General features: G+C 36.7%; 18 protein-coding genes and 1 pseudogene. 8 read left to right on the forward strand and 11 right to left on the reverse strand.

Annotated elements, in window-relative coordinates; genetic code table 11:
- Positions 1 to 4: 4 nt before the first annotated feature.
- From CVFO_RS05420 to CVFO_RS05430, 3 genes are read left to right on the forward strand one after another with little or no spacing between them, the layout of a single operon-like run.
- Positions 5 to 487, forward strand: a complete 483-nt coding sequence (locus CVFO_RS05420; protein ID WP_201339034.1) for a redoxin domain-containing protein — start codon at positions 5 to 7, stop codon at positions 485 to 487.
- Complete coding sequence (ung, locus tag CVFO_RS05425) at positions 484 to 1143, forward strand: uracil-DNA glycosylase (protein WP_225879224.1); 660 nt, start codon at positions 484 to 486, stop codon at positions 1141 to 1143. Before CVFO_RS05420 ends, ung begins: the two co-directional genes overlap by 4 nt.
- A complete protein-coding gene (locus tag CVFO_RS05430) occupies positions 1143 to 2180 on the forward strand; it encodes a 4-phosphoerythronate dehydrogenase (protein ID WP_201339036.1) in 1038 nt (345 codons plus the stop codon). The genes ung and CVFO_RS05430 overlap by 1 nt, the downstream gene beginning before the upstream one ends.
- On the opposite strand, the gene CVFO_RS05435 is transcribed toward CVFO_RS05430, so the two are convergent.
- From CVFO_RS05435 to nirB, 4 genes are read right to left on the reverse strand one after another with little or no spacing between them, the layout of a single operon-like run.
- A complete protein-coding gene (locus CVFO_RS05435; protein ID WP_201339037.1) occupies positions 2177 to 3634 on the reverse strand; it encodes a molybdopterin oxidoreductase family protein in 1458 nt (485 codons plus the stop codon). The genes CVFO_RS05430 and CVFO_RS05435 overlap by 4 nt on opposite strands.
- 9 nt (positions 3635 to 3643) lie before the next feature.
- On the reverse strand, positions 3644 to 5344 hold the full coding sequence (locus CVFO_RS05440) for a bifunctional protein-serine/threonine kinase/phosphatase (protein WP_201339038.1): 1701 nt from the start codon (positions 5342 to 5344) through the stop codon (positions 3644 to 3646).
- A gap of 2 nt (positions 5345 to 5346) precedes the next feature.
- Positions 5347 to 6813: an MFS transporter gene (locus tag CVFO_RS05445; RefSeq protein ID WP_201339039.1), complete on the reverse strand. Its 1467-nt coding sequence runs from the start codon at positions 6811 to 6813 to the stop codon at positions 5347 to 5349.
- A 15-nt stretch (positions 6814 to 6828) separates the two neighbouring features.
- A complete protein-coding gene (nirB, locus tag CVFO_RS05450) occupies positions 6829 to 9204 on the reverse strand; it encodes a nitrite reductase large subunit NirB (RefSeq protein WP_201339040.1) in 2376 nt (791 codons plus the stop codon).
- 294 nt (positions 9205 to 9498) lie between these two features.
- Here nirB and CVFO_RS05455 point away from each other — a divergent pair, with 294 nt between their 5' ends.
- Complete coding sequence (locus CVFO_RS05455; protein ID WP_201339041.1) at positions 9499 to 9948, forward strand: molybdenum cofactor biosynthesis protein MoaE; 450 nt, start codon at positions 9499 to 9501, stop codon at positions 9946 to 9948.
- Between the two features lie 2 nt (positions 9949 to 9950).
- On the opposite strand, the gene mobA is transcribed toward CVFO_RS05455, so the two are convergent.
- On the reverse strand, positions 9951 to 10535 hold the full coding sequence (gene mobA, locus CVFO_RS05460; protein WP_201339042.1) for a molybdenum cofactor guanylyltransferase MobA: 585 nt from the start codon (positions 10533 to 10535) through the stop codon (positions 9951 to 9953).
- An 81-nt stretch (positions 10536 to 10616) separates the two neighbouring features.
- Here mobA and CVFO_RS05465 point away from each other — a divergent pair, with 81 nt between their 5' ends.
- Genes CVFO_RS05465 through moaD form a run of 4 tightly spaced genes read left to right on the forward strand, consistent with a single transcriptional unit; the run spans position 10617 to position 13675 of the window.
- Positions 10617 to 11882: a molybdopterin molybdotransferase MoeA gene (locus CVFO_RS05465; protein ID WP_201339043.1), complete on the forward strand. Its 1266-nt coding sequence runs from the start codon at positions 10617 to 10619 to the stop codon at positions 11880 to 11882.
- Between the two features lie 26 nt (positions 11883 to 11908).
- On the forward strand, positions 11909 to 12406 hold the full coding sequence (moaC, locus tag CVFO_RS05470) for a cyclic pyranopterin monophosphate synthase MoaC (protein ID WP_201340416.1): 498 nt from the start codon (positions 11909 to 11911) through the stop codon (positions 12404 to 12406).
- Positions 12407 to 12408: 2 nt separating this feature from the next.
- Positions 12409 to 13404 carry a GTP 3',8-cyclase MoaA gene (gene moaA, locus CVFO_RS05475; RefSeq protein ID WP_201340417.1) on the forward strand — a complete coding sequence of 332 codons (996 nt, stop codon included), beginning with the start codon at positions 12409 to 12411 and terminating at the stop codon, positions 13402 to 13404.
- A 34-nt stretch (positions 13405 to 13438) separates the two neighbouring features.
- Positions 13439 to 13675: a molybdopterin converting factor subunit 1 gene (gene moaD, locus CVFO_RS05480; protein WP_201339044.1), complete on the forward strand. Its 237-nt coding sequence runs from the start codon at positions 13439 to 13441 to the stop codon at positions 13673 to 13675.
- A gap of 100 nt (positions 13676 to 13775) precedes the next feature.
- On the opposite strand, the pseudogene CVFO_RS08815 reads toward moaD, so the two are convergent.
- From CVFO_RS08815 to queF, 6 genes and pseudogenes are all read right to left on the reverse strand, one after another.
- Positions 13776 to 14028, reverse strand: a pseudogene (locus CVFO_RS08815) (HPP family protein).
- Positions 14013 to 14339: an integrase core domain-containing protein gene (locus CVFO_RS05495; protein WP_201339049.1), complete on the reverse strand. Its 327-nt coding sequence runs from the start codon at positions 14337 to 14339 to the stop codon at positions 14013 to 14015. The pseudogene CVFO_RS08815 and the gene CVFO_RS05495 overlap by 16 nt, the downstream one beginning before the upstream one ends.
- Positions 14314 to 14718, reverse strand: coding sequence for a DDE-type integrase/transposase/recombinase (locus tag CVFO_RS05500; protein WP_201339051.1), 405 nt, complete (start codon positions 14716 to 14718; stop codon positions 14314 to 14316). The genes CVFO_RS05495 and CVFO_RS05500 overlap by 26 nt, the downstream gene beginning before the upstream one ends.
- A gap of 17 nt (positions 14719 to 14735) precedes the next feature.
- Positions 14736 to 14996, reverse strand: a complete 261-nt coding sequence (locus tag CVFO_RS05505; RefSeq protein ID WP_201339052.1) for an SDR family NAD(P)-dependent oxidoreductase — start codon at positions 14994 to 14996, stop codon at positions 14736 to 14738.
- Entirely contained in the window at positions 14993 to 16132 is a 1140-nt protein-coding gene (pcnB, locus tag CVFO_RS05510; protein WP_201339054.1) for a polynucleotide adenylyltransferase PcnB, read from the reverse strand. The genes CVFO_RS05505 and pcnB overlap by 4 nt, the downstream gene beginning before the upstream one ends.
- 8 nt (positions 16133 to 16140) lie before the next feature.
- Positions 16141 to 16539: a preQ(1) synthase gene (gene queF / locus CVFO_RS05515; RefSeq protein ID WP_201339056.1), complete on the reverse strand. Its 399-nt coding sequence runs from the start codon at positions 16537 to 16539 to the stop codon at positions 16141 to 16143.
- Positions 16540 to 16568: the final 29 nt, after the last annotated feature.

The raw sequence follows: 16568 nt of genomic DNA on the forward strand, positions 1-16568 counted from the left end.
ATCCATGAAAAAAAGAAAAATAATTTTACAATGGTTACTAATCATTATTGCTATTTTTAGTTTTCGTACTTATCAACAATATGACTTGAGTAGTGGTGTTGTACCAAGTTTTAATAGCAAAACTTTAAGTGGAGCGATTGTTTCATCACACTCAAATGAGGCGACTTTGATACATTTTTGGGCCACTTGGTGTGGTATCTGCCAACTTGAAAATGACAATATTCAAACTATAAGCCGTGATTATAGAGTGCTTAATATTGCCATGCAATCTGGCTCTGACGCTGATTTACAAGCCTATGCACAAGATCGTAACATGAAAACAGACAATATTATTAATGATAATTCTGGCTCTTTGGCAAGGTTGCTTGGCGTTAAAGCCACACCAACGAGTTTTTTCATCTCAAAAGACAACCAAATTAAATTTAGCGAGGTCGGTTATGTGAGTACGCTGGGTTATCGCTTAAGGTTATGGTGGACAAGTTTATGAACATACAAAACTGGCACCCAAGTATCAAAACATTGCTTGAAACACAATCAATGGTTGATTTAAAACGATTTTTACAACAGCAAAAACAAGCTAAAAAAGTTATTTTCCCCCATTCTAAAAACTGGTTTAAAGCCTTTGAATTAACTGCATTTGATAAAGTTAAAGTCATTATTCTTGGGCAAGATCCTTATCATGGATTAGGGCAGGCTCATGGTTTGAGTTTTTCAGTCGTCCAAGGCGTAAAAAAGCCACCATCTCTTGGTAATATCTTTAAAGAATTACATGGTGATTTAAACATTAAACCTAGCCAAAGTGGTGATTTAACACACTGGGCAACACAAGGTGTTTTACTACTTAATAGTGTTTTGACTGTTGAAGCTCATCAGGCAGCTTCTCATGCCAACCAAGGCTGGGAAGTATTTGCCGATGGCATTATTAAAACTCTAAGCGAACAAAGGCAACATTTAGTATTTATGCTTTGGGGTGCTTATGCACAGAAAAAAGCGACATTTATTGATAAAGATAAGCACTTAATCCTTACTACCACGCACCCCTCTCCTTTATCAGCACATCGTGGTTTTTTAGGGTGTCGGCATTTTTCAAAAGCCAATGATTATCTTAAAATGCACAATCAACAAGTGATTAACTGGTCATAATGAAACTGGTTATTGACGATGCTTGCTATGCCTATAAAGAAATTTTTGATCGTTTTGGTGAAATTACTGCTATTGCTGGTAGAGATATTAACGCCAACTCGGTTAAAGATGCAGATGTATTAATTGTACGTTCACGAACTAAAGTTAATCAGGCGTTATTGAACGGTAGCCGAGTAAAGTTTGTCGGCTCAACAGTTGCTGGGCTGGACCATATTGATCAAGACTATTTAAAGACCAAAGGCACTCAATTTTTCTCAGCCCAAGGCTGCAACTCAATGGCAGTAGCTGAGTTTGTGATAAGCACCATTGTTAATTTAGCAGATGAGTTGAATTTTAACTATCAAAAGAAAACTTTGGGTATTATTGGTGTCGGTAATGTTGGCACAAGATTGGCAGAAAAATCCAAGTTGATGGGCATTAAAACCTTGCTGAATGATCCACCACGCCAAATGCATGAAAATCTAGACAACTTTGTTGATTTAAATACAGCATTAAGCGCTGATATTGTCACTTTCCATACACCATTGACCGTTGATGGTAAGCATCCATCCTATCAACTGTTAAATGAAAATAATTTTCATCACATCACAAACAAAACCATTCTTTTTAATGCAGCACGTGGTGGTGTGATAAAAGAAGTAATATGGCAAAAGCATAAAACACTTGCTAATATTATTGACTGCTGGGAGGATGAACCTAACATCAACCCAAGTTTACAAAATACTGCTTATTTAGCCACGCCACACATTGCTGGGCACTCAGTTGATGCAAAATTTATGGGTAGTTTTATAATATATGAAGCATTGTGTACTTTTTTAGGCGAAAAACAAGATGAAAATATCAGAAATTTAATTAATGCTGATGAGTTATCCATCGATAGAAGTAATTTAAAAGACACTTTAAATGAAATTTATGATTTTCAACAAGATGCGAACGCTATTAAAGATGTTAATAACTTTGAAGACTATCGTAGAAACTACCCTATTCGTTATGAATGGCGCCATTTTAAAAGCAAAACTACCCTTCCGATTGTTTAACCTTTAAAGCAAGGTTGTTTAGAATATTTATCCAGTTCAACGGTTTTGTTTTTAAACAATTCAGAGTTAGTCACATGGTGAATAGAGATAACTTCATCAGGAGTCTTGGTCATTTTGTTAAGGGTTTTGCTTTTACCTGTCCGTGACATTGAGTGCCATTGGGTCAAAAGTCTGACGTTGTTAATTGAATCGTTATCAGTGCGATTAGTGACTTTAATAACTACCAGCTCTTCTTTAACTTGAATTCTAGGCTGCCAAGACTCATCAATATCCATCTGTTGCCAAATATCATCTACTGATTGATAATCAAATCCATCAAGTCCTAATTCTTTAGCAAGTAAGCAAATAATTTCCCAATCAGGTTTTGAGTTGCCAGCAGGTGGTAAAAAGGCGTTTTGCTTTAAGTATCTGCGTTCTGAGTTTTTTATGTGCCCTGTTTTTTCTGACCAACTGCATACTGGCAAAACGATATCTGCATCGTCAGTGGTTAGAGTTTTTGTAAAATCAGACACAATTAATGTTTCAAATTGTCGATAGTTAATCATACTATGTGCAGGATTTGTTGCCATTACCCATAAGATTTTAATTTGATTGCTGGAAAAAAATTCAGTGGCAGTTAAATCATTTGTTCGTATGCCAATTTCACGACCACCCATGGCGTTGCATTGCCCTGTTAAAGACAACACGCCACAGCCAGGTTTGTTGATATTTCCAGTGATAATATGTGCATTAATCAAAGCATTAACCTTATCAGTTGCATCGGTTGATTGGGTTAATCCTTGTGAGTAAACACTGAGTACCTTTTTGTCTTTAAACCAAGGTTGATGTGGCAGATTATTAATAATACCCATGTCTTTGCCAGGTTCAACTTGAATAAATAAATCAGATTTTTTGGCTGTGGTACTTTCATAGACATCAACACAAACTACAAAAGCCTTGGATTTTTTAATATGGTTAAACACAATAGGATGACAATCCGCAGTATTACTACCAATAATAAAAATAGTTTGTGCTTGATAAATATCATCAAATGACACAGGTACAATATCAGCACCATAGGCTCTTTTGTTGGCTTCAACAGTAGAGTACATGCACAACCTTGAATTGCTTTCAATATTGTCAATGCCGTAAGCCCCTGCAAATTGCTTAGCAACATAAAAATCTTCCATTAACATTTGCCCAGACAAATACAATGCTATTTGGTGTTTTGGTGTTGATTCAAATACTTTAGCCATGGCTTTAATGGTTTTATCCCAACTGCCTAACGATGGATTGATTAATCTTGCATTATCTGTACCTACCGTTTCTAATAAGGTCTGCCCTTTAATACAAAGCATACCTTGATTAACAGGAGAATCTTTATCCCCTGTTAATTTTAATATAGACCCCGTTCGGGTAATTTCAATGCCACACCCCACACCGCAGTAAGGGCAAGTTGTCTTAAAATTCATCATTCTTTTCTTTTACTTAATAGCCAACATTAACAACAAAATAAAATTTAATGCAAGCGATAGTGCGCTTAATAGCCAGTATTTAGTTAGCTTTGATTTTGGTTGCTTGTTCTTTTGAGGTAATAAAAATACTGAATTTGGATGTTCTAAGTCATATAAAAATTCTGATAAAGCCTCATACCTTTGTGCATAATCTAAGCAACACGCCTTGCGTATAGCACCATCAATCCACACAGGTAAATTTGGGTTGTATATCAACACTGGCTCATAAATTAATTTAGACAATTTCTTAGTGCTCAGACTCTTATCTAATTTATTTTGATAAGGCAGATGAGATGAAAACATCTCATACACAATCACACCTAAACTAAATTGATCAGAGGCTTGTGAAACACTTTCATTTAAAATGACCTCTGGTGCAGTATAACCTTGCGTGCCCTGATTAGCTATGAAATTAATAGGGTTAATCAATTCTGCCACGCCTGCAATTCTAGCTGAGCCAAAATCAATAATCTTAATTTGACCAATTTCATCAATCATGATATTTTCTGGCTTTAAATCACAATGCAACATTTCTTGACGGTGAAACGCCCGAAGCCCTTGAATAATTTGCTTCACAAAACTAACCACTACTTCAATATCAGGATGCTTATTTTCATCCATCCACGCCCGCAAAGTTTGCCCTTTAACATACACCATGGCATAAGCCAAAAAGTTAGCCTTTTTATGACTGTTATAAATTTTAACGACATTAGGGCTTTGCACTCGCCGCCCTACCCACTTTTCATACATAAAATGTTGTAAGTATTCTGGATCATCTTCAAAATTAACAGACGGGGTTTTAAGAGCGACTAATTGTCCAGTACTGATGTCTTTAGCTAGATACAGTTGCATTTTTGCACTTGAAATAATTAAAGATTCTATCTCGAAACCATTGATTTTCATGCCCTTGGTTAACTCAGGTGGTACAGGTTTTTGGGTTAATTCATCAAATGCTTCACCTAGATTTTTCTCTGGCAATTGCTCAATCGTTATAATCATAGCCGAGGCATTGTCTTGAGAATCTTGCTTAATTGCCTGCTTAACAATCTCATCAGCAGACGAGCTTTTATCCATTAATGTTGCTAATGATGTATGTTGTAAATAATCATGCACACCATCAGTTGTCATTAAAAATTGATCACCCAGTTCAAGATCAAAAGTTTGGTAATCAACATTAATGCTTAAATCAAAACCCATCGCCCTTGATAGGTAAGTTTTTTCCTTGTTAAGGTTTAAAGTATGGTCTTTGGTTAGTTGTGTCAACACGCCTTTTCTATAACGATAGATGCGTGAATCTCCTACATGAAAAATATGTGCGGTATTTGATTTAATAATAACCACACTAAGCGTGCATAACATGGATGAAATTTCACCAAAACGCATTGACTGGGAATACAGCCAATTATTAAGTGCTGAGATGACTTGACCGGCTGAATGTTCAACACTCCAAGATTCAGGGGTTGAATAATAATCACTCAAAAAACCTTTAACACAACAGCCACTTGCTTCTTTAGCTCGCTCGCAAGCACTTACACCATCGGCAATAACGCCTACAATCCCTTTGTATTCTAGTGTTTGAGGGCTGGGTATATAGTAGGCACAGGCATCTTGGTTTTCTGCCTTAACCCCTGCAATGCAATGTGAATTAACAATGACTTTTAATTGTTTCATAATTAATTTAGCTTGATTATTTCAACCGTACCATCGTCTAAAATCTCAGTCATGTGTCCTTTCGGTTCTTCTAAAAAGATAACAATCAGTACCAATATTACCGCACTAACCATGCCAATTAGCATAAAAAACTCATCATAATCTACCAAAGAATTTGCAGTTAAGAACAATACCGCACCCACATTGCCAAATGCACCTGCCATACCTGCAATCTGACCTGTTAGCCTTCTTTGGATCAGTGGCACCATGGCAAATACCGCACCTGAGCCTGCTTTAGAAAAAATACCACCAACAATTGTCAACACCACCACCAAATAGATAGACCAGCTTTTATCTACATTACCCAATGCTAAAAAACTTAAAGTAATGCCAGAGAAAAGCACAACTAATATTACCTTTCGACCGTATTTATCGCTCAAATAACCACCACCTGGTCTGGCAAATAAATTAATAAATGGGTACACACCTGCTAACAAAGCTGCTGTAATTTTAGGCAACTCAAACCAATCAACATAAAACATAGCCAGAACTGAAACCACAGCTAATTCAGTACCAAAAGTAACCAAATAAGCCCAATCTAAAATCGCCACCTGTTTAAATTTATATTGATGTTGCTTAGGCACAGAATTCTTTAAATGCTGTGCATTAACAGTCCAAGTTTTAAACACTTGAAAAACAAACACCAATGCCAAAACAATATATACGCCAAATTCCACACCTGATGAAATCATATTCATTTTTTCAGGTGATAATTTCCAAGTAAGTAGCGACAAAGCAAGATATAAGGGTATGTTCATTAAAATGTACAACACCAAATCTGAGTAGCTACTCACTTCCATTGCACCCATTTTTTTAGGCTTAAAATAAGTCGACCCTTTGGGCGTATTGGTGACATTAAAGTAATAAAAAATACCATAACCTATTGCCAACACACTAGCAATGGTAATCGCATAACGCCAACCATCAATCTCGCCAAAACTACTTGCGATAAAAGGTAATGACATGGCCGCACCTGCTGAACCAAAATTACCCCAGCCACCATAAACACCTTGTGCAGTACCCGTTTGTTTGGCTGGAAACCACTCAGAAATCATACGAATACCGACCACAAATCCAGCGCCAATAAAACCTGATAAGAATCTAAGCAGAGCAAGTTGTTCATAAGACTGCATCCAACTAAATGCAATTGAAACAAGCCCACCTAAAACTAAAATAGAAGAGAACATAATTTTAGGCCCGAATTTATCAACCAACATACCAACCACAATTCTTGCTGGAATGGTCATGGCAACATTAAGAATCAGCAGCACTTTTGCCTGTTGCTCGCTTAATGATAAGGCTTGTTGTATAAATGGCATCATCGGCCCAAGGCTAAGCCATACAACAAAGGTCATAAAAAAAGCAAACCAAGTTAAATGCAAAATGCGATACTTGCCCTTAAATGAAAATAGATTTAATTTATCTTTCATGATTAACTCCTTATATTATGCTAAATACCTATGGTCTGTTGTTTCCCATGGGTTTTTAATGGTTTTGGGCAACAAGTCTGCATAGTGTTTGATCATTGAAGGTGTCTTTAGTTTGGATTGAATATAGTCTAGACCCACGCGCTCCTCAAAATGCATCACTCGCTCAAGATAATTAGCCTCAATACGATATAACTGTACAAAAGCCTTAAGATATTCAATCACTTCTTCTTCGGTTTCAAAAAATCTATCTTTCAAACAGGCCTTGGTTCGAATCCCACAAGCACCTGCCACATGAATTTCATAACCTTTTTCAGTACAAATCACGCCAAAATCTTTAATCGTAACTTCAGCACAATTACGCGGGCAACCGCTCACACCCATTTTAAATTTGTGCGGCATGAAGTGCGACCAAACAGCGTCTTCCATTTTAATAGCAAGCCCCATAGAGTCTTGCGTGCCCATCATGCAATGATCTGTGCCAACACAGGATTTACACGTTCTAGTGGCTTTGCCATAAGCATAACCAGCTTCCATGCCTGCCTCGGTCATTTCATCCCACATATCGTTTAAGTTTTCCTTAGGAATGCCTAATAAATCAATGCGTTGGCCACCAGTGACTTTAATCGTGGGAACCTCATATTTAACAGCAATATCAGCCAATGCCTTAAGTTCTTTAGGTGTTGTCAATCCGCCTTGCATTTGTGGCACAATGGAATAAGTACCATCTCTTTGTTTATTGGCATGCATTTTTTCATTGTGCGGTCGTTCATCATCATTATGAACGTATGCTTCATTAAACTGTGACGATAAATAATAATTAATGGTAGCACCACAAGCCTCGCAAGTGTTGTCAAAATCAAGCGTACTTCGAACGTCATTAACACTAACAACTTCATCTAATGCTCTAATATATTGACGCACTTCTTCTGTTGAGTGTTTTGTACAATCACACAAAGCATCTTTGCTTAATATTTCAGCACCAGAAACAAAGCTAAATACTTGTTTAGCCACTGACGCGCAACCACCACAACCTGTTGCACAACCTGTTTCTTCTTGTAATGCCTCAAAAGTATTACAACCACCTGCCACTGCACTGACAATGTCGCCTTTAGTAACACCCATGCAGCCACATACTTGCTCATCCTCGGCCATCTTCTCAACACCTTTGGCACCTGCACTTGAGTTGTCAATATTAATATCACCAAATAGTAAAGTTTTACGAATGCTGGTAATATCTGTTTCTTTTTTGATTAAGTCAAAATAAAACAATCCATCTGTTGAATCACCAAATAAAACTGCACCAACCAATTTGTTGTCTCTAATAGACAATCTTTTACGAGTATTAAGCGCATGATCCTTAGAGTCCATAACCTCATCTTCAGGATTATCAAACTCCCCTGCTGAGAAGACATCCACACCTGAAATTTTTAGTTTAGTAGAAATATCTGAACCTGTGTACATATGATGCGACACCTCACACACCTGCTCAGCACACACGCGCGCCTGTTCAAACAGTGGTGCTACTAAACCATACGACATGCCTCGGTGTTTAATACACTCGCCTACTGAGTAAATAGCAGGATCAGAGGTCATCATTGTATCACCCACAATAATGCCCCTGTCTGTCTGCAACCCTGCAGCTTTGGCTAAAGAATCTTCAGGAATGATGCCTACCGACATAACAACCATATCAACATCCATTACCGTTCCATCCTCAAATTCCAAGGCTTTAACTGTATTTGTTCCAATAATTTTATTGGTGATTGCACCTAGCTTGAATTTAATATTTTTTTGTTCTAATACTTTTTGCAATAAGCCACCAGATGAAGCATCTAGTTGCATATTCATAATAGAGTCCATATTGCCAATCACGGTGACATCAAACCCTAACTCATTGAGCCCATTGGCAGCCTCAAGCCCCAATAAACCCGTACCAATTACGGCTACTTTTTTAGCTTGGCCAACTTTTGATTGCATATACTCAACATCATAAATATCTCTAAACGACACCACACCCTCTAACGTTTTACCTGGTAATGGCAAAATAAAAGGCCTTGATCCTGTGCAAATTACTAATCGATCGTATGCTACTGAATATGACGCCTTCTCATTGGTTAATAAAATACTTTTATTTAACCTATCAATAGATGACACCAAGCAACCTGGCTTAAAGGTAATGTTATTTTGAGAGAAATAAGACTCATCATGCGTTTTTATATCTTCAAAATCTTTCTCCCCTGCCAAAACAGGTGAGAGCATAATTCTGTTATATGGCAATACCTTTTCCTCGCCAATAATGGTAATTTGATACATCAGTGGGTCAATTTTTAACACCTCGTCAACCACCTTCATGGCGCTCATTCCCGATCCAACTATGACTAAATTTTTCATGCTATTTTCCTGCCTTGTTTTAATGTTTTATGCTTTTTATAAAGCAAAAAAAGCCAGTTATCGCATTTATATACATAGACATAAAAATACAATAACTGGCTTCAATACCCAATTGCCAACTCTACTTTGAAATTGACGAAAAAAACGCTTACTTAATAATCCCATCAAGAAAAATTAAGTAAACGTCTGTGTCTGTTGTTGCCCCTCATTGGGTAACTATGTGAAATTATATCAAAAAATTAAGTTCAAGTGTATTAAGTTATTATAATATTTTTATTATCAAGGTTTTTTAACATGGATAAAATAATTATACAACAACAAGATTTTGACTTATCAACAGAAATAGCAGTGGTCAAAAACAACAATTCTGATATTGGCGCAGTGGTCAGTTTTGTTGGCTTTGTACGTGATTTGGATGACGCTCCAATTCAAAAAATGACGTTAGAGCATTATCCTGGGATGACTGAAAAAGCACTAAAATCTATTGTTGATCAAGCCAAAAAACGCTGGTCTATTGGTAATATAGCTCTTATTCATCGCGTGGGTGATTTAGATATTAATGATCAAATTGTATTAGTGATTACAAGCAGCAAACATCGTCAATCTGCTTTTGAATCTTGCGAATTTATCATGGACTATTTAAAAACTCAAGCGCCCTTTTGGAAAAAAGAACACACTCAAAACAAAAGCGAGTGGGTTGAAGCCAAAAATAGTGACAAAAGCCAAAAAAATCGTTGGGAATAATCTTACTGCCTAATTTTAAAATCCTCAGGTGAATTTAGATTAATCAACATATCTGCTTGATCTGAAAAATCAACTTCTTGTGCATGATTACTCTTAAACCACATACCCATCTTGCGTTTGCCTTGTGCTAAAAATTCACTCAAATTATCTTTTAAATTAGCCCTAATTAATGAAAAAGTAGGATGCATTTTTTGCCCTTGCATTGCCACACAAATGCTGGCATCAGCCTGCTGCATATTTTCTAATAACCTAGCCACAAGAGTTTGATTAATAAACGGCCCATCACACGGCACAACCAATAAATATTTTGTCTTGACTTTAGTCAAAGCCGACAAAATACCAGCAAGTGGCCCTTGAAACCCAGGAAAACTATCAGTAATAACCTCACCAAATTTTTGATATGCATCAAGGTTTCTATTAGCACTCACCAATATACTATGGACATCTTGATGGATAATATCGACCACATAACTAATCAAAGGCTTGTCATTAAATAAAATTAAACCTTTATCTTGAGCATTCATACGTGTAGCTTGACCACCTGAAAGTATGACAGCGGTAATGTCACTTTTAATGATGCTTTTCATATGGGTATGTTGTTGTCGAATATATAGGCTGTATGATACAATCAAACAATGAACTTTAATTATAAACCGTAAAAATTTATCATGAACAACCAACAAGTTGATTGTAGATGTGACACAATACCACAACCCTTACTTTCTATTGATGAGGTTTTAAAAATATTAATAGATTCTGCTAAAGTTACCAATAACACTCAATTAATAGGGCTTGATGATGCATTAAACAGAATGCTAGCTATTGATATACATGCCAATATTTCTGTCCCTAGTTTTGATAATTCTGCCATGGATGGCTACGCCATTAATCTTAAAGAAAATCAAATAAACACACCTGGTGGATTTGCATTTGAAATTACCGACCGTATTCCTGCAGGCAGCACTGGAGATGCACTAGCACCAGGTTGTGCAGCACGTATATTTACAGGTGCGCCCATACCAAAAAATGCTAATACAGTGCTCATGCAAGAGGAATGCGAGTTGATTGAAAACAAATTAAAAATTGAAGTTTATCGACCCATTTCGCTGGGTGAAAACATCAGGCCTATGGGCAATGACATCCAATCAGGTGATGTTATCTTACCCAAAGGAAAACAACTACAACCACAAGATATTGCGCTGGTTGCCTCTGTGGGCATAGACAAACTTAGAGTATTTCATAAAATTAAAGTCGGTGTGTTTTTCACGGGTGATGAGCTGGTTAAACCTGGAGACGTATTACAACAAGGGCAAATTTTTAACTCTAATCGCTATTCATTAGTGGCACTACTAAACAAACTTGGTTGCGAAGTTGTCAACTTAGGCAACATTAAAGACACCTTTAATGCTACTTGTGATGCCCTAAAAGCATTAAAATCTGATTGTGATTTAATCATAACCACAGGTGGCGTATCTGTTGGTGAGGAAGATTATATTAAGCCTGCTATAGAACAACTAGGTCAATTAAACCTATGGCGCATTAAGATAAAACCAGGCAAGCCACTTGCTTTTGGCAACCTAGGACATTGCGCTTTTATTGGACTGCCGGGCAATCCAGTTTCTGCCATGGTAACTTTTTTACTCTTTGCTCGGCCTTTTATTAAAAAAATGCAAGGTGCAAGTTACTATCTAAATACTGCTTTTAAAGCTCAAGCAAACTTTGATTGGCACAAGCCAAAACCTAGACGTGAATTTGTACGTGTGCGCCTTGACCATACAACCTTCCCCACCAAGGCCAATCTGTATCCCAAACAAGGCTCTGACGTGCTGAGTTCCATGGTGTGGGCAGATGGATTGATAGAAATTCCAGAAAAAACCACTTTTAAACGAGGTAAAGTTCTAAACTTTTACCCACTAAATGAGATGTTATTATGAGTGACAAGCGACACACAGCGGTCCAAGTGGGTAAATTAACCCATATTAACCAAAAAGGTCATGCACAAATGGTTGATGTGTCTGATAAACAAGTTACCACGCGTGAAGCAACAGCCATGGCTGTGGTTAGTATGAAACAATCAACCCTTGAGTTGATATTATCTGGCTCAAATGCTAAAGGGGATGTACTTGCTGTAGCGCGTATTGCTGGCATCTGCGCTGCTAAAAAATGCTGGGATTTAATTCCACTTTGCCACCCTTTAATGCTGTCAAAAATAACGGTTGAGCTGATGCCTAATGAAAAAAATGCCACGATTGAAATTAAAACGCTTGTTAAACTTGACGGTAAAACTGGCGTAGAAATGGAAGCACTCACCGCAGCAAGTGTAGCAGCGCTAACTATTTATGATATGTGCAAAGCAGTAGATCGCTTTATCAAAATTGGAGACATTCAATTACTAGAAAAAAAGGGCGGAAAATCTGGCCATTGGATAAACGACACAGCAATCCAGACGGAAACTTGAAAATATCTAAGTTAATTGACAAATTTGGTAGAGAAATTAACTACCTAAGACTTTCAGTGACTGAACACTGCAACTATCGATGTTTTTATTGTCGTGATGATGAACACACACCAAATTGCAAACGTGAAGACATTCTAAGTTATGAAGATATTGAAAAAATTGTTCAACTTTTTGCACAATTAGGCATTACCAAAGTTAGATTAACAGGGGGCGAACCACTACTACGAAGAGGTATTTCTAAAATTGCTAAACTCATCAGTCATGTTGATGGCATTGATGATGTTCCCTTATCAACCAATGCACATTTATTAGAAAAATTTGCTGGAAAGCTTTATCAAAATGGCATCAATAGAGTAAACATTTCTATTGATTCACTCATCCCTAAAAGGTTTGAAGAAATTACTCGTGATGGCGATTTAACACAAGTTATTAAAGGCATTGATGCGGCAATACAGGTAGGCATGAACCCAATTAAACTTAATGTAGTAGCAATGCGTGGCGTTAATGACGATGAAATCGAATCAATGATTAATTTTGCCATTAATAAAGGCATTGATATCCGCTTTATTGAAACCATGCCAATCGGTTTGTCAGGCATAGAAGCACTCGCTCAACACGTTAGTGAAAAAGACATTCTTGCTAAAATCAACAAATACCTAAACAATCAATTAACCCCCATCACATCTAATAAAACTGCCGGCCCTGCTCATAATTTTAAAATTAAAGGCACAAACTCTACAGTAGGCATAATCAGTGCCATATCAAACCATTTTTGCCAAACTTGTAATCGTGTTAGGCTGACTGCCAAGGGTGATTTAATCTTATGTCTAGGGCAAGAAGATTCAATTTCTTTAAAAGATGCCGTACGTTCAAATTTAACGGATGATGAAATTAAACGCATGATCCTAAATGCAATCAATAAAAAACCTGAAAAGCATGAGTTTAACTCTGTTATTGACAATATCAGCAACCGGCAAATGGTAGAAATTGGCGGGTAAAACAATACCTAAAAAATCTTACTATAAATAAATTATGAAAATTTTATATTTTGCTTCACTTAAAGAATCCCTTAAACTGTCCAGTGAAGAGATTATTCTTGCTACTAACACCACAACAGCACAATTAAAAAAACAGCTTATTGATAAACATGGCGAGCATTATTTTCCAAACAATGTTCTTTGTGCGGTCAATCAAGAAATTGCTAATGATACGGTTATTATCAGTGAAACAGATGAAGTAGCCTTTTATCCACCGGTAACTGGTGGATAAATAATATCTTTAGTTTCTTATGAACAACCTGATTACAAATAATCTTCAAACGGATTTTTATCTCTAAAACTGCCTACCGCCATAGCAACTACAAGCAATATTAAGGAATTAAAAAAATAGGTGTGATAACAAACGCATAGCCCAATTGATGTATTGCCTCACCACCGATAATGGCAGTCACTGCCGTTGCACCACTAGGTGGATGCATACATTTCAAAAAATGCATGGCAACAAGTGCAAGTGGGATGGCAATTGATATCAGCAATCAAATAAAAACAAGCAACACCTACTGCAGCAGAAACACTATGCCCGCCAATTAAGTTCCATGGACGAGAAACTAAAGCGTGTAGCAAGCCAAATACCCAATCGCTGAATGAATCCTTTTGTAATTATACAAGTAGATATAACCCTCTACATTTTGCACGACTTCACTATGATTTGCAAAACTTTGATAATTTAATCTCTCAGTCTTCAGACTTCTAAAGAAACGCTCCATGACCGCATTATCCCAACAATTACCTCGCCTGCTCATGCTTTGAGTAATGTTGTTCTTGTTGCAATAATCAATAAAAACTTTAGAAGAGTATTGAGTCCCTTGATCAGAGTGGAACATGTGTTTATTTGTATTGGGCTGGTGTCTAGACACCAGCATTACTAAGCGCATCCTTTGCCAACTGAGCATTAGGCTGTTTTGACAATGCCCAACCAACAACTTGTCTTGAGCCTAAATCCAACACACTGGCTAAATAACTCCCACCTTGATAGGTTTTGATATAGGTAATATCACCAACCCAATGCGTATTAATTGATTGCTGCTCAAACACACGATTTAATAGGTTTTTTGCCTTTTTAAACATCAATCTAGTATTAGGGTAATAATGACGCTTTCTTGGGCGTATGGCAACTACATTGGCTTTTTTCATTAGCGTTGCAGTTTGGTAAATACCAATGTTATAACCTTGGTTATTCAAAACTACTCGCATTCTGCGTTTGCCATAGGTGTATCCAACTTCAATAGCAGTTTGTTTGATTAATTTAATCATAGCGTTGGTGTTGTTGTTTACTCGCTTATCTTTGACTTGATAGTAATAACTACTGCGAGGAAGTTTGAGTAATGCTCATAAACATGACTCATGGCGCGTTGAATGGATACAGAAGAGGATAAATCCAGTTGATAAGCATCAAGGCCTAAGTTTTTTAACTTCTCAACATCAATGTCACCTCTGGCAGTGGCAAATACTTGATAGCCTTTTTGCTTTAATCCTTTCGCCAAACACAAACCAATACCACTTGAACAGCCCGTAATTAAAACTGATTTCACTGTTGAGCTTTGGTCCAAAATTTAGCCACATCAACCAATTCTGAATTGGTACTCATAGAGCGCAATAATAAGAAATCGTATGCCATTCTAAAACGTGGATTGCTTAATAATGTTTTGACTTTTTTTGGTTGCATTTTTTCCAATCTTGGTTGCATTAGCCAAATATCTTTAATTCTAGTACTTAACCATCTGGGTAACGAGACTTGCTTAATTTGATTAATAATCACCTCTTCAGAAGCCTGAGTCATCGCTAAAGACGAACAACTTTGTTTGTTTTTAAGCGCAATAAAACGCTCATTGTAGGTCTGCCATAAAAATACAGCAAATAAAAACACAGGTGTGACAGATTGATTTTTTTTAATTCTATCTGATGTATTTAACAAGGCTTTTTTAATAAATTCATTCTTATGAGTTTGTTTAAACAAATATTTTAACAAACCATATTTTTCTAAGCGCTCATACACTTCAAACCCATATTCATTGTGAAACAATTTAATACACTCTTCATACAGGCGTGCTGCAGAAATATTACCAATAAGTGATGCTTGTTCAAAAATAGCCGATTTAATCTCATCACTCAGTTGAAACCCTAATTTAGTTTGAAACCTAATGGCTCTAATCATGCGCACTGGGTCTTGTTCAAACCTTATACCTGGATTACCAATAATATGCACTTCTTTCGCTTTTATATCTTCAAGTCCACCCACATAATCAATCACTTCTTGTGTTTTAATATCATAATAAAGCGCGTTAATATTAAAATCCCTACGCACGACATCGTCCTCAATATTACCATAGCAATTATCACGAATAACAACACCATTTTTAGCGGTTTGTATCTTGCCTGACCTAAAAGTAGCCACTTCAATAAATTTACGCGCTGAAAACATAACGTGCACTAAACGAAAGCGCCTACCAATTAAACGTGAGCGTTTAAATAATTTATGCACTTGTTCTGGTTTGGCATTGGTTGCAATATCAAAATCTTTTGGCTCTAAATTTAAGAGCAAATCTCTAACGCAACCACCCACTAAATAGGCTTTAAATCCCGCTTTATTAATAACATTAATAACTTTTAAAGCATCCTTGTCTAGAAGTTTTTTATCAAACTTAATGCTTTGACGAATGGCTTTCATAAAAAATACTAGCCCAAATGCTGTAAATCAACTTTGGCTTTAGGCGTCCAGTTTTTTTGCTGATATTCAGAAATTATGGTTGTATAAATACCGCCACGAACATTAAAAATTGCCTTTAAGCGCATGAATCTTGGATTGCTTGCTTGAACCAAATCATCAAGAATTTGGTTAGTGACCGCCTCATGGAATGCGCCCTCGTTTCGATACGACCAAATATACATTTTCAGTGATTTTAATTCTATACACGCTTTATCAGCAATGTACTCAAGATGTAATATGGCAAAATCAGGCTGCCCTGTTTTTGGACATAAGCACGTAAACTCTGGCATATCAATTTGAATGACAAAATCACGCTCAATATTAGGATTATCAAAAACCTCTAAGGCTTTACTGGGTTGAGATGACATTAAACTTTTTCCTTTAAAAAAACATGACT

Origin of the sequence: Isorropodon fossajaponicum endosymbiont JTNG4 (assembly GCF_016592615.1) — a bacterium.
In the GTDB taxonomy this organism is placed as follows: Bacteria; Pseudomonadota; Gammaproteobacteria; order PS1; family Pseudothioglobaceae; genus Ruthia.

Coding starts and splice junctions, on each gene's coding strand:
- CVFO_RS05445 (WP_201339039.1), bottom strand. CDS start 6,813: ATGAAAGATAAATTAAATCTATTTTCATTTAAGGGCAAGTATCGCATT.
- queF (WP_201339056.1), bottom strand. CDS start 16,539: ATGTCATCTCAACCCAGTAAAGCCTTAGAGGTTTTTGATAATCCTAAT.
- nirB (WP_201339040.1), bottom strand. CDS start 9,204: ATGAAAAATTTAGTCATAGTTGGATCGGGAATGAGCGCCATGAAGGTG.
- CVFO_RS05435 (WP_201339037.1), bottom strand. CDS start 3,634: ATGATGAATTTTAAGACAACTTGCCCTTACTGCGGTGTGGGGTGTGGC.
- mobA (WP_201339042.1), bottom strand. CDS start 10,535: ATGAAAAGCATCATTAAAAGTGACATTACCGCTGTCATACTTTCAGGT.
- moaD (WP_201339044.1), top strand. CDS start 13,439: ATGAAAATTTTATATTTTGCTTCACTTAAAGAATCCCTTAAACTGTCC.
- CVFO_RS05420 (WP_201339034.1), top strand. CDS start 5: ATGAAAAAAAGAAAAATAATTTTACAATGGTTACTAATCATTATTGCT.
- CVFO_RS05440 (WP_201339038.1), bottom strand. CDS start 5,344: ATGAAACAATTAAAAGTCATTGTTAATTCACATTGCATTGCAGGGGTT.
- CVFO_RS05495 (WP_201339049.1), bottom strand. CDS start 14,339: ATGCGCTTAGTAATGCTGGTGTCTAGACACCAGCCCAATACAAATAAA.
- CVFO_RS05455 (WP_201339041.1), top strand. CDS start 9,499: ATGGATAAAATAATTATACAACAACAAGATTTTGACTTATCAACAGAA.
- CVFO_RS05465 (WP_201339043.1), top strand. CDS start 10,617: ATGAACAACCAACAAGTTGATTGTAGATGTGACACAATACCACAACCC.
- CVFO_RS05500 (WP_201339051.1), bottom strand. CDS start 14,718: ATGATTAAATTAATCAAACAAACTGCTATTGAAGTTGGATACACCTAT.
- ung (WP_225879224.1), top strand. CDS start 484: ATGAACATACAAAACTGGCACCCAAGTATCAAAACATTGCTTGAAACA.
- pcnB (WP_201339054.1), bottom strand. CDS start 16,132: ATGAAAGCCATTCGTCAAAGCATTAAGTTTGATAAAAAACTTCTAGAC.
- CVFO_RS05430 (WP_201339036.1), top strand. CDS start 1,143: ATGAAACTGGTTATTGACGATGCTTGCTATGCCTATAAAGAAATTTTT.